Source organism: Kutzneria sp. NPDC051319 (assembly GCF_040682195.1).
Taxonomy (GTDB): domain Bacteria; phylum Actinomycetota; class Actinomycetes; order Mycobacteriales; family Pseudonocardiaceae; genus Kutzneria.
In genome coordinates, this window is sequence record NZ_JBFBAM010000022.1 from 24,145 (window position 1) to 38,550 (window position 14,406).

Annotated in this window: 18 protein-coding genes; 10 read left to right on the plus strand and 8 right to left on the minus strand. The window is 70.9% G+C overall.

Annotated features, from left to right (window positions below):
* Positions 1-9 precede the first annotated feature (9 nt).
* On the plus strand, positions 10-489 hold the full coding sequence (locus AB0M73_RS22885) for an SRPBCC family protein (RefSeq protein WP_363893560.1): 480 nt from the start codon (positions 10-12) through the stop codon (positions 487-489).
* Here AB0M73_RS22885 and AB0M73_RS22890 read toward each other — a convergent pair.
* Together AB0M73_RS22890 and AB0M73_RS22895 are read right to left on the minus strand one after the other, a co-directional pair.
* Positions 461-826 (minus strand): STAS domain-containing protein, encoded by a 366-nt coding sequence (locus AB0M73_RS22890; protein ID WP_363893563.1) that lies wholly within the window; start codon positions 824-826, stop codon positions 461-463. The two genes, AB0M73_RS22885 and AB0M73_RS22890, sit on opposite strands and share 29 nt — an antisense overlap.
* A 37-nt stretch (positions 827-863) precedes the next feature.
* Positions 864-1,304 (minus strand): MarR family transcriptional regulator, encoded by a 441-nt coding sequence (locus AB0M73_RS22895; protein WP_363893565.1) that lies wholly within the window; start codon positions 1,302-1,304, stop codon positions 864-866.
* A gap of 74 nt (positions 1,305-1,378) precedes the next feature.
* Here AB0M73_RS22895 and AB0M73_RS22900 point away from each other — a divergent pair, with 74 nt between their 5' ends.
* Positions 1,379-2,005 carry a maleylpyruvate isomerase family mycothiol-dependent enzyme gene (locus AB0M73_RS22900; RefSeq protein WP_363893568.1) on the plus strand — a complete coding sequence of 209 codons (627 nt, stop codon included), beginning with the start codon at positions 1,379-1,381 and terminating at the stop codon, positions 2,003-2,005.
* 36 nt (positions 2,006-2,041) lie between these two features.
* Here the strand turns inward: AB0M73_RS22900 and AB0M73_RS22905 are convergent, their stop codons facing one another.
* Together AB0M73_RS22905 and AB0M73_RS22910 are read right to left on the minus strand one after the other, a co-directional pair.
* Positions 2,042-3,049 carry a hypothetical protein gene (locus tag AB0M73_RS22905; protein ID WP_363893571.1) on the minus strand — a complete coding sequence of 336 codons (1,008 nt, stop codon included), beginning with the start codon at positions 3,047-3,049 and terminating at the stop codon, positions 2,042-2,044.
* Positions 3,050-3,172: 123 nt separating this feature from the next.
* Positions 3,173-4,381, minus strand: coding sequence for an MFS transporter (locus AB0M73_RS22910; RefSeq protein WP_363893574.1), 1,209 nt, complete (start codon positions 4,379-4,381; stop codon positions 3,173-3,175).
* A gap of 80 nt (positions 4,382-4,461) precedes the next feature.
* Here AB0M73_RS22910 and AB0M73_RS22915 point away from each other — a divergent pair, with 80 nt between their 5' ends.
* The 5 genes from AB0M73_RS22915 to AB0M73_RS22935 all read left to right on the plus strand — a co-directional run bounded on the left by AB0M73_RS22915 (position 4,462) and on the right by AB0M73_RS22935 (position 8,704).
* Positions 4,462-5,916: a PLP-dependent aminotransferase family protein gene (locus AB0M73_RS22915; protein ID WP_363893577.1), complete on the plus strand. Its 1,455-nt coding sequence runs from the start codon at positions 4,462-4,464 to the stop codon at positions 5,914-5,916.
* Positions 5,917-5,983: 67 nt separating this feature from the next.
* Positions 5,984-6,460, plus strand: a complete 477-nt coding sequence (locus tag AB0M73_RS22920) for a carboxymuconolactone decarboxylase family protein (RefSeq protein WP_363893579.1) — start codon at positions 5,984-5,986, stop codon at positions 6,458-6,460.
* Between the two features lie 4 nt (positions 6,461-6,464).
* On the plus strand, positions 6,465-6,905 hold the full coding sequence (locus tag AB0M73_RS22925) for a cupin domain-containing protein (protein ID WP_363893582.1): 441 nt from the start codon (positions 6,465-6,467) through the stop codon (positions 6,903-6,905).
* A gap of 35 nt (positions 6,906-6,940) precedes the next feature.
* Positions 6,941-7,564, plus strand: a complete 624-nt coding sequence (locus tag AB0M73_RS22930) for a maleylpyruvate isomerase family mycothiol-dependent enzyme (RefSeq protein ID WP_363893585.1) — start codon at positions 6,941-6,943, stop codon at positions 7,562-7,564.
* Between the two features lie 12 nt (positions 7,565-7,576).
* Entirely contained in the window at positions 7,577-8,704 is a 1,128-nt protein-coding gene (locus AB0M73_RS22935) for a cation:proton antiporter (protein ID WP_363893588.1), read from the plus strand.
* On the opposite strand, the gene AB0M73_RS22940 is transcribed toward AB0M73_RS22935, so the two are convergent.
* Positions 8,697-9,899 (minus strand): MFS transporter, encoded by a 1,203-nt coding sequence (locus tag AB0M73_RS22940; protein WP_363893590.1) that lies wholly within the window; start codon positions 9,897-9,899, stop codon positions 8,697-8,699. The genes AB0M73_RS22935 and AB0M73_RS22940 overlap by 8 nt on opposite strands.
* A gap of 88 nt (positions 9,900-9,987) precedes the next feature.
* On the opposite strand from AB0M73_RS22940, the gene AB0M73_RS22945 reads away from it, so the two are divergent.
* From AB0M73_RS22945 to AB0M73_RS22955, 3 genes are all read left to right on the plus strand, one after another.
* The gene (locus AB0M73_RS22945) at positions 9,988-11,004 is read left to right on the plus strand and encodes an aldehyde reductase (protein WP_363893592.1); all 1,017 of its coding nucleotides are present in this window, start codon (positions 9,988-9,990) and stop codon (positions 11,002-11,004) included.
* 22 nt (positions 11,005-11,026) lie between these two features.
* A complete protein-coding gene (locus AB0M73_RS22950; protein WP_363893595.1) occupies positions 11,027-11,566 on the plus strand; it encodes a TetR/AcrR family transcriptional regulator in 540 nt (179 codons plus the stop codon).
* Positions 11,567-11,708: 142 nt separating this feature from the next.
* Positions 11,709-12,830, plus strand: coding sequence for an acyltransferase (locus AB0M73_RS22955; protein ID WP_363893598.1), 1,122 nt, complete (start codon positions 11,709-11,711; stop codon positions 12,828-12,830).
* On the opposite strand, the gene AB0M73_RS22960 is transcribed toward AB0M73_RS22955, so the two are convergent.
* The 3 genes from AB0M73_RS22960 to AB0M73_RS22970 all read right to left on the minus strand — a co-directional run bounded on the left by AB0M73_RS22960 (position 12,776) and on the right by AB0M73_RS22970 (position 14,378).
* The gene (locus AB0M73_RS22960; RefSeq protein ID WP_043714925.1) at positions 12,776-13,156 is read right to left on the minus strand and encodes an HPF/RaiA family ribosome-associated protein; all 381 of its coding nucleotides are present in this window, start codon (positions 13,154-13,156) and stop codon (positions 12,776-12,778) included. The genes AB0M73_RS22955 and AB0M73_RS22960 overlap by 55 nt on opposite strands.
* A 93-nt stretch (positions 13,157-13,249) precedes the next feature.
* Positions 13,250-14,080 carry a crotonase/enoyl-CoA hydratase family protein gene (locus AB0M73_RS22965; protein WP_363893601.1) on the minus strand — a complete coding sequence of 277 codons (831 nt, stop codon included), beginning with the start codon at positions 14,078-14,080 and terminating at the stop codon, positions 13,250-13,252.
* Positions 14,081-14,231: 151 nt separating this feature from the next.
* Positions 14,232-14,378: a hypothetical protein gene (locus tag AB0M73_RS22970; RefSeq protein WP_363893604.1), complete on the minus strand. Its 147-nt coding sequence runs from the start codon at positions 14,376-14,378 to the stop codon at positions 14,232-14,234.
* Between the last annotated feature and the right edge of the window lie 28 nt (positions 14,379-14,406).

Here is a 14,406-nt window from a genome sequence, read left to right on the forward strand (position 1 = left end):
CTGGGCGCCATGCCCAGGACCGACGCCGCATCTCGGGTCATCGCCGCCACGCCGGACCGCGTGTACGCCGCCTTCGTCGACCCGGAGGCGCTGGCGGTCTGGCTGCCGCCGGAAGGGATGAGCGGCCGGTTCGAGCGGTTCGACGCGCGGCCGGGTGGGTCGTATCGGCTGACCCTGACCTACGCGGACGCGTCGCGGGCGCCGGGCAAGGCGACGGCCGACTCCGATGTCGTGGAGGCGCGTTTCGTCGACATCGTGCCCGGAGTACGGGTGGTGCAGGCGGTCGACTTCGTCTCCGACGACCCCGCCTACGCCGGCACGATGATCATGACTTGGGAGGTCGCCGCCGACGGCGACGGCACGAAGGTGGAGATCCGCGCCGACGACGTGCCGGACGGCATCTCCGCGGCGGACCACGCCGTCGGCCTGGCGTCCTCGCTGGCCAACCTGGCCGCATACGTCATAAGGGAAGCGCCTGCTCCAGAGTGATGACCACGTCCAGCTGAGCGTGCAGGCCGGTGGTCATGATCGGGACCCGGGTCGCCCGCGAGCCGGCGACCACCAGCAGGCGGGTGTTCAGGCGCCGGTGCTCGTTGTGGGCCTCGATGAGCACCGACAGGCCGGGCGAGGCCATGTAGGTGACGCCGCTGAGGTCGACGACCAGCCGCTCGGTGGTGTCACGGCGCGCCGCCGCCAGATGCTCGCGGAACAGGGGAGCGGTGTCGGTGTCGATCTCTCCGATGACCTGGAGGACCGTGCTCTGCCCAACGGTCTCCCGGCGGAAGTCGAGAACTTCGGGAGATCTTTCGGGCGTCTCAGAGGTCATAGTCGACAGATATAGCCACAAACGCCCGCGGCGAAACTCAGCCGTACGGATCGGTGACGGCCCGCAGCGCGGCGAGGGTCTCCTTGAGCTCAAGCATGCGGGCCCGGCCGAGGGCGGTTTCCCACGCCGCCTCGATCTCGCGGATCACCGGGATGCCGATCTCCACCAGGCTTTCTCCCTTGGCCGTCACGGTGACCAGGCGGGCGCGGGCGTCGTCGGGGTCCGGGACGCGTCGCACGTAGCCGGCGGCCTCCAGCTGGTCGACGATCGAGCCGACGGTCTGCTTGCTGAGCTGGGAGGCCTGGGCCAGTTCGCTCAGGCGCGAGCCCTCCGGGTTGATCCGCTGGAACACGCGGGCCTGGTTGAGCGGAAGGTCGTGTCCGTGCGCCTTCAACTCGGCCAGCACGGCCGACTCCAGGTGGCGGTAGGGGATGAACAGCAGCAGCCCCAGGTTCAGCGGCTCGTCGTCGGGCGTCATGGGCCCACCATTGCAGAAGTCCGAACTCCGGACTACTCTTGGTCCGAAGTTCGGACTAATGGGCGAGGTGCCGCGTGCGGGAAGACGAGTACTGGACGGCGGTCCGCACCCTGCGGCTGGCCGTCGCCGACCTGCTGGACACGCTGAGTCCGGCCGAATGGGAGACGCCGTCCCTGTGTGAGGGGTGGCGCGTCCGAGAGGTCGCCGGCCACCTGTCGCTCGTGCCGACGATCACCACATGGGAGCTGATCGCGGCGGGGCCGCGCGCCGGCTTCAACCCGAACCGCATCAACACCGTGCTGGCCACCAGGTACGGCTCGCGCGGCGCGGCCCAGATCGTCACGAGCATCCGTGACCACGCGGCCGACCGACGCACGGCGAAGGCCCTGGACACCAGGAACTCGCTGTTCGACATCATCGTGCACAGCCAGGACATCGCGAGGCCGCTGAAGCGCGAATTCCCCGTGCCGGCCGAGTTCAGCCACGCCGGCCTGGAGCGCGTCTGGGCCATGGGCTGGCCGTTCCACGCGCGTCGCCGCCTGGCCGGCGTCACCCTCACGGCCACCGACACCGACTGGACCGTCGGAACCGGCCCGGAGGTCGCCGGCCCGGCGCTCGCCCTTCTGCTGCTGTCCACCGGACGCCTGGCGGCGGCGCTCGACGCCCTGCACGGATCGGGGCTGTCCGTTCTGGCGCAGTGACAGGTGAAGCGGCCGGGGCCGCCTCACCCTGGTGCGTCAGCTACAGCGAGCCACCGTCACGTGCGAGTCGATGTCACCGGCCAGCCAACCGCTGTCGGTGAGCGCGGACGGCCACCCGGTGGCGCCGAAGCCCTGCTCGGACGGCAGTGGGGCGACCACCTTTCCGTTGCGCAGCAACCGCTGGATCGCGCCGTCGGGCACGCCGTGGAAGCCGGACACGAGGCCGGCGGCGTTCATCGACTCGGCGTAGTGCTGGGCCAGACGCCACTGGGGGCGGCCCGTCAGGTCGTAGACGACGGCGGAGTCGTTGCTGAACCCCTTCTCGGTGGCGATCACGCGGCCGTTGCGGATGCCCACGGGATCCACCCAGGCGTCCGCTTCGGCGGCCGGCAGGGCGGTGGCCCTGCCGGCCGCGTTCCAGATGTAGCCGGCGAGCTTGTCGCCCTGCGCGACGATGCCGACGACATTGCGCGCGTTGTCGATGCCCGTGGCCTCGTCGTTGTCGCCGGCCGCCCTGGGCAGGAGGGTGTACGTGCCCGGCTTGTCGGCCGGCCACACGATGATGCTGGTGTTGTCGACCGTGCCGACGATGTCGCCGCCGGCATTGATGTCCACGGCCTCGGCGTAGCTCGTGCCGGCCGGAACGGGCAGGTCCTGGTAGGCGCCGTTGACGTAGCGCACCGCGTGGGCGCCGGTGCTGTCGCGGTAGTAGCCGGCGGCCACCCCGGCCGCGTTCAGACCCATGATTCTGGTGGGTGAACCGTGGGCGGAACCGAGCAGGCGTGGCGGCGAGTTGCCGTCGATGTTCCACACCGCCGGGCTTTCCGTGATGCCGCTGTCGTTGGTCGCCATGCCGAACACGTGGGACCCGTGGTCGGTGCCGTAGCTGAGCGACTGGGCGAAGCCGGGTGCGGGCGGCAGCGTCCGAACGGTCCACGAGCAGGTGGACCGGTCGGGTGCGGCCTGGGCGGTCGTCGCGCTCAGGCCGGCGAGCATCGTGACCGCCACTGCGCCGACCACGTAATGCTTTGCGCGGTAAGGCATCCGATCTCCTTCTCGGTGGGTGCTTGCACCGGGATGACGATCATGTGCCGCGGCCGGTTGTCGGCTTCCCCGTGACCTTCGCGTTGTGCCTGGCAGTCGAGTTGGCCGATCCATGGTGGACGGTCACGGGAAAGCCTTGGCCGCGGGGGAGATCCGGTCGACGGCCCAGACGAGCAGGGCCAGCCCGCTGAAGCCGGCGCCGAGCACGCAGACCGCGGCCCAGCCCCAGGCGCTGTAGGTGAAGGTCGCCGCGACCGCGCCGCCGCCGAAGCCGATCGAGTAGTAGACCATGTTGCTGCCGATGAGCCGGCTGCTGGCGTTCGGGTCGAGGCCGACGATCAGGTGCTGGTTGGTCACGTGGATGGCCTGGCCCGCGAAGTCGATGACGACGATGCCGACCAACAGCGGGATCAGGGTCTGAGGCAACCATGCGATCGGCAGCCACGACACCGTGAACAGGACCAGCGTGACCCCGCTGACCAGCTGCGCCCGGCCGCGATCGGCCAGCGCCCCGGCCCGTGCCGCGCCGAACGCGCCGGCGGCCCCGACCAGACCGAACAGGCCCACGGTGGACGTCGACATGTGCCACGGAGGCCCGCTCAGCGGCAGCGCCATGGAGCCCCACAGGGCGCCGAATCCCGCGAACATGAACAACGTGATCAGGCTGCGGACGCGAAACACCCGCTCCCGCACCGTCAACGTGAACACCGACGTGACCAGGCGTCGGTAGGAGACCTGAGGCCGGTCCGGGCGTTCCGGCGGGAGCTTCAGGCCGAGGACCAGGGCGACGCCCAGCATCAGCCCCGCCGACACGACGAACACCGAACGCCAGCCGAGCGCGTCGGACAGCAGACCGGCGATCGTCCGGGCGAGCAGGATGCCGATCACGACACCGCTGGTCACAATGCCGAGCACCCGGCCGCGCGACTCGGGGCTGCTCAGCACGGCCGAATAGGCGATGATCACCTGCTGCACCACGGTCGCCAGCCCGACGACGCCGCTGGCGATGAAGAAGGTCACGGCCGTCGGGGCGGCGGCGGTGGCCAGCAGCGCGGCCGCCGTGATGACGGATCCGATCGGTATGAGCATCCGTCGGTTGACGAGATCGCCCAGCGGCACGATCAGGATCAGCCCGAGGAAGTATCCGACCTGCGTGACCGTGGTGACCAGGCCGAGGTCGGCCTGCGCGACGCCGAGGTCGTGGCCGATCTCCGCCAGCAACGGCTGGGCGTAGTAGATGTTGGCGACCGCGATGCCGCAGGCGACGGCCAGCAGCACGGCGAACCTCGTGCTGATCCCGGCCGGTTGCTGCCGGACGTCGAGCGAACTCATGACTCTCCCCGAGAAGGACGGCGTGCTGGGAACGAGGTCAACGCTAGGTCGCGAGTGGATCGAGGGTATGGTCCATTTTCATGCCGGGAGCGCGGGCCAATTCGCCGGAAGAGCCGAGCACGCTCGGGGTCGATCTCCACCTCGATCACCTGGGCCTTCGCGGCCAGCACGGGCTGCGCTCGTCCCTCATGGACGCGCTGCGCGAGGCCGTGCGGTCGGGCCGCCTCGCGCCCGGCGTGCAGCTGCCTTCGTCACGGGCGCTGGCCGCCGACCTGTCGATCGCCCGCAACACCGTCGCGGAGGCCTACGCCGAACTCGTCGCCGAGGGATGGCTCACCGCCAAGCAGGGCTCGGGCACCCGCGTCGCTCGGCGGGCCGAACCGCGGAAGCCGGCCGGCGGGCCCGAGCGTGTCGTGCTCGCCCGTCCGACGCCGATCCGTCCGCCCGAGGCCAGGTACAGCCTGCTGCCCGGCAACCCCGACCTGGCGAGTTTTCCCCGGGCGCAATGGCTTTCGGCCGCCCGGCGTGCGCTGACGGCGGCCCCGAACGATGCCCTCGGCTACGGCGATCCGCGCGGTCGCATCGAGCTGCGCACGGCCCTGGCCGACTACCTCGCCCGCGCTCGGGGCGTGCACGCGACGCCCGACCGGATCCTGATCTGCGCCGGCTTCGTCCATGGCCTGCGGCTGATCAGCGCGGTGTTGAGGGGCCGTCGCGTTCGGTCCGTCGCCGTCGAGTCCTACGGCGTTCCGCAGTACTACGACCTGTTGACCGACGGCGGCCTGCATACTCCCGCGTTGCCGCTCGATGAGGACGGCACCCGCACCGAGGAGCTCGCTGACCTCGGCGTCGGCGCCGTGCTGCTCACGCCGGCCCACCAGTACCCGACCGGGGGCGCGCTGCGGCCGGATCGTCGGGCCGCGGTCGTCGACTGGGCGCGGTCGACCGGCGGTCTGGTGCTGGAGGACGACTACGACGGCGAATTCCGGTACGACCGGCAGCCCGTCGGCGCCCTCCAGGGACTCGACCCCGAGCAGGTCGTGTACTTCGGCACCGCGAGCAAGTCGCTGGCGCCGGGCCTGCGCACCGGGTGGATGGTGCTGCCGCGGTCGCTCGTGCAGGAGGTCGTGGCCGCGAAGGGGCACGTCGACTGGGCGCCGGGCTCCTTCGATCAGCTGACGCTGGCCGAGTTCATCACGTCCGGCGACTACGACCGGCACGTCCGGGCCATGCGCCTGCGCTACCGCCGTCGCCGCGACCAGTTGGTCGAGGCCGTCGCCTCGCAGGCGCCCGGCATCCGCGTGTCGGGCATCGCCGCCGGGCTCCATGCCGTGCTCGACCTTCCGCCCGGCACCGAGCGCTCCGTGATCGGCGCCGCCGCCAAGCTGGGGCTGGCCCTCGATGGCTTGGGGGACTTCACTCATCCCTCGGTGGATGCGGCGGGTTCTGATGGCCTCGTCGTCGGCTACGCCACCCCGTCGGACAGCGCTTGGTCCGGCGCCCTGGCCACGTTGTGCCAGGTGCTGCCGCGCTGATTGGCCCAAGCTCGTGGCCGAGAATTGGGCCAAGCTCATGGGACGTTGTCGCCCTAGCGTGGAGGGCATGACAACGCACCTTCCCGAGCACAGCCAGCGTCTGGACTGGATGAAGCTCGCCCCCGACGTGTTCAAGGCGCTGCTCCGCCTGGACACCGCCGCGAAGAAGAACCTCGACCCCGGTCTGGTGAACCTCGTCAAGATCCGGGCCTCGCAGCTCAACCACTGCGCCTTCTGCCTGGACATGCACAGCAAGGACGCCATCGCCGAGGGCGAGACCGTCGAGCGGATCGTGCAGCTCGGCGCGTGGACGGAGTCGCGGCACTTCTACACCGCAAGGGAAATCGCCGCGATCGAGCTCACCGAAGCCGTCACCGTGCTGACCGACGGCTTCGTGCCCGACGCCGTCTACGCCGCCGCAGCCGAGCAGTTCGACGAGACCGAGCTCGCCCACCTCCTCGCCACCATCACCGCCATCAACGCCTTCAACCGCTTCGGCGTCAGCACGCGCATGGTCCCCGGCCACTACACCCCGGGCGCCTGACGCGATGAACTTCAAGGTCAAGATCGGCCTGGCTGCGCTGGTGGCGTTCGGGAGCGTGGTGGCGTGCGGCGGTTCGCCGGCTTCCCCCAACGGCACGCAGACCAAGGCCGGCGCGGTCACACGCCTGATCACGCAGAGCCTGCCCGATGTCGAAGGAAAGGAGGGCATGGTCGAGATCGTCGACTTCGCGCCCGGCGAGGCCTCGCAGGTGCACCGCCACAACTGCGACCTGTTCGTCTACGTGCTGTCGGGAACCGTGGAGACCCAACTGAAGGGCGGACGGCTCCAGACCGTCCACACGGGAGGGACGTTCTCCGAGTCGCCGACCGACATCCACGTCGTGAGCCGCAACGCCAGCGCTTCCGAGCCGGCCAAGCTGGCCGTGTTCTACGTCAAGGCGAAGGGGACTCCTCCCACCGAGATCCTCCCTGACGGGGCCAAGTAGCGGCCGTTGTCAGACGGGCTGGGTATTGTCGCGGCGTGACCGACTTCGGGCAGATCCAGCGGCGTGAACTCGGCGCGCTCGCCGAAGACCTGGGCGGGCTCGACCCGCAGCAGTGGCGGGCGACGACGTTGTGCGCCGACTGGGACGTCGAGGAAGTCGTCGCCCACCTCGGCGCGGCGACCAGGTTCACCCTGGTGACCTGGTTGCGGAGCATGCTCGGGGCGCGGTTCGACGCGGATGTCCACAATCGACGGCGCCTGGCGGAGTTCCGGGGCTCCACTCCACAGGAGACGCTCGAACGGTTCCGGCGGATCGGGACCATCAGGCTGCCGACGAAGTCTTCCCCGTTCGGGCTGAGCGAGGTCGTCGTGCACGCCGAGGACATCCGCCGGCCGCTCGGGCTCCGGCACGCCTACGATCCCGTCGGCCTGCTGGAGGTGGCACGTTTCCTCGCCGGCCGGGACTTCGCCGTCAAGAGCAAGACCCTGGTCAAGGGCCTGGCCCTGCGGGCCACCGATGCCGACTTCCGGACCGGCACCGGCCCGGAGGTCGAAGGTCCGTTGCTGTCGTTGGTGATGGTGATGGCCCACCGACCGGCGTTCCTGGCCGATCTCGGCGGTGACGGGGCGCCCGAGCTGTCCCGACGGCTGGCTCCCTGAGGGCCGGGGACCGTGTTCGCCCTGACGCTGGTCCTGCTGGCCGGCCTGGCCGGTCCGCTGCTGGCGACCCCCACTCGGTGGCGGCTGCCGATCGTGGTCGGCGAGATCCTGCTGGGGGTGCTCATCGGGCGCACCGGCGTCGGATGGGTGCACCCCGAGGACCCGGTGCTGACCTTCCTGGCCAGCCTCGGCTTCGCCCTGGTGATGCTCATCGCCGGCAGCCACGTGCCGCTGCGCAACCCCGCGATGCGGGCAGGCCTGCGCCGGGGTGCGCTGCTCGCGGGCCTGGTCGGGGTGCTGGCCGTGCCGGCCGGGTTGGGCATCGCTGCCCTGGTCGGCACCGGCCACGGCCTCGTCTACGCGGTGCTGCTGGCCTCCAGCTCGGCGGCGCTGGTGATGCCGGTGCTCGACGAGCACGAGCCGAGCACCCCGGCGGCGCTGGCCACCATCGTGCACGTCGCGATCGCCGACACCGTCTGCATCATCGTGCTGCCGCTGGCCGAGGAACCCGCTCGCGCCGGGCCCGCCGCCCTCGGCGTGCTGGCGGTGATCGCGGCCGGCGCCCTCTGGTACGTGGGGATGCGGCGGCTGGGCGTGCTCGGCGTGCGCTCCCGGCTGCACCGCTTGAGCAAGGCCCGCGACTTCGGGCTGGAACTGCGGATCGAGCTGATCGGCCTGTTCGGGCTGGCCGGCCTGGCCCAGCTGCTGGGCGTGTCGGTCATGCTGGCCGGCTTCGTCAGCGGCCTGGCCCTGGCCGCCCAGGGCGAGCCGAGGCGGCTGGCCCGGCAGCTGTTCGCGGTGGCCGACGGGTTCCTGGGGCCGGTGTTCTTCGTGTGGCTGGGCGCGTCGCTGGACCTGCGTGAACTCGGCGACCGACCGCTGATGCTGGCTCTGGCCGGGTTGTTGGTGCTGGGCACGGTGGCCGTGCACGCCGCCGCTCGGCTGGCCGGCCAGCCGCTGCCGCTGGCGGTGCTGGCCGGCGCCCAGCTCGGCGTGCCCGTCTCCGCCGTGACGATCGGCACCGACCAACACCTGCTGGCCCCCGGCGAGGCCGGGGCGATCCTGGCCGCCGCCCTGATCAGCGTCGGCGTCACGGCCCTGGCCGCATTCCGGCTCAGAGCCGCTACGCGAACTACGTAGCTGCCATGTCGTGAGTGCGGCGGTTCACGACGACACCGACGGCCGTGAGCGCGAGGCCGATGACGCCGAAGGCGACACCGGCCGCCGCCGGGGCGCGGTAGCCCAGGCCCGCCCCGATCACCACGCTGCCTACCGCCGCGCCCAGGCTGTTGGCCACGTTCGTGGCCGACTGGTTCAGGGCGGCGCCCATCAACTGCGCGCCCGGGGCCGCCGCGATGAGCCGTGCCTGTAGCGCCGGGGCCAAGAACAAAGTGGTTGCGCCGACCAGGAAAGCGCCGACGAACAAGCCCACAGGCTGACTGCCGGCCAGCCAGACGAACGCCGTCGCGAAGATCATGCCCGTGAAGCCGAGCAGCATGGCGCGCTGCGGCTGTCGGTCGGCGTACCAGCCGCCGACCACGTTGCCCGCCGTCATGCCCAGACCGACGGCGACCAGCACCCACGCGACCGCGGTTTGCGGCAGTCCGGTCACCGTCGTGGTCATCGGGGCGATGTAGCTGGTCGCGGCGAAGAATCCGGAGAATCCGAGCGCGGCGGTCACGGCGACCAGCCACACCTGCGGCCTTCCAAGCGCGTGTAGCTCCGCGGCCGGCGACCCGCCCGCGGTCGACGCCTTCGACGCCGTGGCGGCCACCGCGATCAGCGCCAGCACAAACACCCCGGCGATCACCACGTAGGCCACGCGCCAGCCCGCGTTCTGCCCGAGCAGGGTGATCAGCGGCACGCCCGCGACATTGGCCACGGTCAGTCCACTCAGGACGATCGCGAATCCCCGGCCTTCGGTGCCCGGCCCCATCATCGACGCCGCGAGCAGCCCGGCCGCGCCGAAGTACGCGCCGTGCGGCAGGCCGGCCACGAACCTGGCCACCAGCACCAGTTCGAACGTCGGCGCCACCGCCGAGCCGATCGTGCCGAGCACGAACAGCACCAGCAGTCCGATCACCAGCCGGTTGCGGCGCACCCTCGCCGTGACCACGGCGATCAGCGGGGCCCCGACCACCACGCCCAGCGCGTAGGCCGTGATCATCCAGCCCGCGTGGGCCACCGCCCGGGACGGCTCCTGGGTGTACTCCGCCCCGAGCACGTCCTGGGCGATCTGGGGCAGCAATCCCGCCGGCACGAACTCCGTCAGTCCGATCCCGACCGAGCCGAGCGCCAACGCGAGCAACGCCGGCCAGCGGCGGGGAGCATCCACTCCGGCCACTCTAGCCGCTCGTTGACTAAACGGAGAGCTCTCCGCTAACGTTGATGGCGTCCACGGTGGACACGAACGGAGAGCGATCATGGCTGAAGTCCTGGTGACCGGCGGTTCCGGCTACATCGGCAGCTGGTGCGTGCTCGACCTGCTGGCCGCGGGGCACTCGGTGCGCACCACCGTCCGCGACCTCGCGAAAGAGCCCGCGCTGCGCGCGATGCTGGCGCGCGGCGGGGCCGAGGGCCCGGTTCGTGTGCTGCCGGCCGACCTCCAGAGCGACGCCGGCTGGCGCGAGGCCGTCGACGGCTGCGACTACGTCCTGCATGTGGCGTCGCCCACCCTCACCAGCGTGCCGCGGCACGAAGACGAGATGATCGTGCCGGCCCGTGACGGCGTCCTCCGCGTGCTGCGGGCCGCCCGCGACAGCGGCGTTCGGCGCGTCGTGCTGACCTCGGCCATCGGCGCCGTCGCCTACGGCCATCCCGATCGCTCCACACCGTTCACCGAGGACGACTGGACCGACGTCGACGCCGGCATCCCGCCGTACCAGAAGTCCAAGACCCTGGCCGAACGCGCCGCCTGGGCCTTCATCGCCAGCGAGGGCAACGGTCTCGAGCTGGCCGCCGTCAACCCCGTCGGCGTGCTCGGTCCCGTGCTCGGCTCCGACTACTCGCCGTCCCTCGGTCTCATCAGGCGCATGCTCGACGGCGAGGTGCCCGCCAGCCTGAAGTTCGCCTCCGGCTACGTCGACGTTCGCGACGTAGCCGACCTTCACCTGCGCGCCATGACCGACCCGGCCGCCGTGGGGGAGCGGTTCATCGCCCAGTCCGGGCCCAGCCTGTGGATGCGGGACATAGCCCGGATCCTTCGGGAAAGGTTGGGGGAGCGGGCGAGCAAGGTCCCCACCCGCGAGCTCCCCAGCTGGCTCGCGCGCACCGTGGCCCGGGTCAGTCCCGAACTGCGGCTCATCGTTCCCCAGCTGGGCAAGAACTTCGACGCCACCTCCGCCAAGGCCCGGCGTCTCCTCGGCTGGCAGCCCCGGCCCATCGAGCAGACCATCGTCGAGACCGCCGAGAGCCTGCTCGCCCTGGGCGTCCCCGCCTAGCTCGGGCCGTACGATGACGGCCATGCCCCAGCGCAGCGACGCCCAGGCCAACCGTGCCCGGATCCTCGAGGTCGCCCGCGATCTGCTGACCTCCGACGGCGACGCATCGCTCAACTCCATAGCCAAGGCCTCCGGCGTCGGTCCCGGCACGCTCTACCGGCACTTTCCCACCCGCGAGGCCCTGGTCCTCGCCGTCTACCGCGCCGAGGTCCAGCGCCTCGTCGACTGGGCCCCCGAGCTGGTGGCCACCGAGCCCCCGCTCACCGCCCTCCGCCGCTGGTTCGAGCGCCTCGCCTCCCAGATCCGCCTCAAGCACGGCCTCGGCGACGCCCTGAGCGCCGCCGCCAAGGACTCCGTCACCAGCGAGACCTACGCTCCGGTCATCGGCGCCATCTCCCTCATCCTCCAGGCCGGTGAGGCCGACTCCACCATCCGCCCCTCCCTCGACCCCGACGACGTCCTCATGCTCATGAGCTCGGTCTGGCGCACCCCCCTCACCCCCGCCGGGCAGCGCCAGTCCTCCCGCCTCCTCGACCTGGTCCTGGACAGCCTCCGCTCCTGACCCCGCGGCGAGGCGGATGATGGACCGGCTGCACGGGCAACCTTCGGTGGTCTTTCCGCCGGCCCGAGGCCCACGGCTGAACAGGGTCATCGCCTGCCCCGTGTGAAGCGGCACAGCCCATGCACGCGAGGAGGAGGTCACCGTGAACCCGGGCAGATTCCGGTCGCTCGACCTGCTTCGCGCCGTCGCGGTGTGTCTGGTGGTGTACTGCCACCTGGTCGGCATCTGGCTGCACCAGCACGACATCCACTCGGTCACGGCCGCCGTGTTCGAGGGGTTCGCCGTCGATCCGCTGGCCGTCGCGCTCAACGTCGGCAACCTCGGCGTCGTGATCTTCTTCCTGGTGAGCGGCTTCATCGTGACGCACACCGGTTTCGCCGAAAGTCCACGGCAGTACGCGATCAAGCGCCTGCTGCGGATCTACCCGATGCTGACGGCCGCGGTCCTGGTGTCCGCGGCGCTGTTCACCGTCGGCCTGCAGCCGTTGTCCACCGGGGACGGCACGTCGGTCGACCCGATGAGCCTGCTGACCAACATGTCGCTGGCCAACTACCTCATGACGCCACGGGTCGTGCTGGTCGACGTCGGCTGGACGCTGATCATCGAGGTGTTGTTCTACACACTGCTGTTCGTGGCCCTTCCGTTGCTGCGTCGGGCGACTTCATCGGCCATCCTCGGCGAGCTCGGCGCCGTCGCCGCAGTGCTGGCATCGGCGCACCTGGGCGGACCGTCCTACGCCCTGCTCGCCGTCGACGTCGGCTACCTGCCCGCGCTCCTGCTCGGCCAGGTCGTCTGGGCGGTGCGCAGTCGCCGCATTCCCCTGTGGGCGGGATCGGTGCTCGGCGTCGTCGCCGTCTCGGAGTACGTCTGGGCCGGGCTGCCCGGAATGGGGCGCCAACCCACCGTCTACCACTACAACCTGACCCTCGCGCTCGGCTTCGCGGTGTTCCTGGCCGCGTTGCTCGCCGAATCGAAGCTGCGCCCCATCGCCTTGATCGGATACGTGGCCGACCGCAGCTATTCCCTGTACCTACTGCACGGTCTGCTCGCTGTCGCGCTCATGAACGTGCTGTACCCGGTGATCGGCTACCCGAGCGCGCTGGTCGTCGGCCTCGCCGCCACCGTGTCGGCCGCGCACGCGAGCCACCGCTGGGTCGAGCGTCCAGCGATGCGCCTCGCGCGCCGGATGACCAGCACAAAACGGCGAGCTCAGGCCCGCGGCTCCTCATCGAGCGTGCCGACCTCGTCCGGAGCGGGCATGTGACGGATGCTGTCGCTGCCCTTGTGGTCATGGGCCCGGCTGTATCGCGTGTCCAGAACCTTGCCCAGCTTGTGCGCCGCCCCGGAGTACGCGTCGTCCACCGTGGCCGCGTGGTGGGTGACCGCGACCGGTTGCTTACCACCGGGCCGCGCCTCGATCACGCACTTCATGTCCTCCGGCTTGCCGCCGCTGTCCTCGCTGAGGTGCACCTCCACCCGGGTCAACCACCCATCGAACCGGGACAGGCTGCCCTCCAGATCGGTGGTCACGAAGGCGGCCAGTCGCTCGCCACCGTGGATGTTGTGGTCGGTGTTGACCTGGATCTGCATGAGCACCCTCCGAAGCGGGACAGTGATGAGCTCGGTCTATACCACGGGGGCGGCCGGCTCAAACTCGCCGCGCTCACCGGCCTCGATCGGTGATCAGCTCGCGACGAAGCGGCGGTTCTGGAGCGTGACCAGGCGTTCCATGTAGGCGACGCCGCGGTCGCCGACGGTGAAGGCGGCGTCGGCCCAGTCCTCGGTGATGTCCATCAGCTCGGCGCGGGTGATGGCCAGGACGCGATTGCGGGTGCGCACCAGCGCCTTGACGCTGTTGAGGCGGGGCCGGAACCGGTCGAGGAGCGCGAGGGTGGCGCGGTGGCCGTCGCCCGGCTCGGCGACGGTGTCGACGAGGCCCCGGTCGGCGTGCCACCGCACGGGCCGACGCGCGCCGTGCACCAGCAGCTGTTCGGCCGCGGAGATGCCGGCGCGCCGGGCGATCAGGGAATACGCCCCCATGCCGGCGAAGTGGTTGAACCGCATCTCCGGGAACGCCATCGTGACGCCGTCCTCGGCGACCAGGAAGTTGTGCGCCAGCGCGCACTCGTATCCGCCGCCGAGCGCGTCGCCGTCGACCAGGGCCACGGTCAGGGCCCCGATGCCGAACCCGGTCATCAGCTCCCAGACCACGTCCACGGCCGCCCGGGCGTACGCGCGCAGCACCGCGTGATCGCCGTCCTTGATGGCCCGGGCGAACAGCGGCAGGTCGCCGCCCGCGTTGAACATGCCGGGGCAGGACGACGCCGTCACCCAGAAGTCCACGTCGAGGCCCGAGTCCCGGACCAGCCGCCCCAGCCGCAGGATCTCGTCCAGCAGGCCGGGGTTGAAGGTCGGTCGCGGATGCGCCCGCATCACCATCCACAGCGCCGCGCGCTCCTTGTCGAACCGGACCTCCAGCTGGGTGAAGTCGTTCGTGCCGGGCAGCGCGGGCATGTCGGCCAGGTCGTCGGTGTTCAGGGACTTCTCCTTCCGGCGGATGGCGTCCGTCTCATCGCGGGCGATCTCGACGGAGTTACGACACGGAAGGATGAACCCGATCGGCGGAAACCCTGGCCGCGGCGGAGAACGAGGTCCGTACCGGCTTCTAACGCTTCCAGGCGTGCCGTATCGCCATGTACGCGATGACGCCGCAGCCCACGCCGACGAACAGCAGCGCGTACATGACCGCGAGGAACGAGTCGCTCGGCTCCTGACCGGCGACGCTGGCAGCTTGGACGAGGAGGGCATTCATGCCGCCTGGGTGCCCGTCGGGGCGCGCG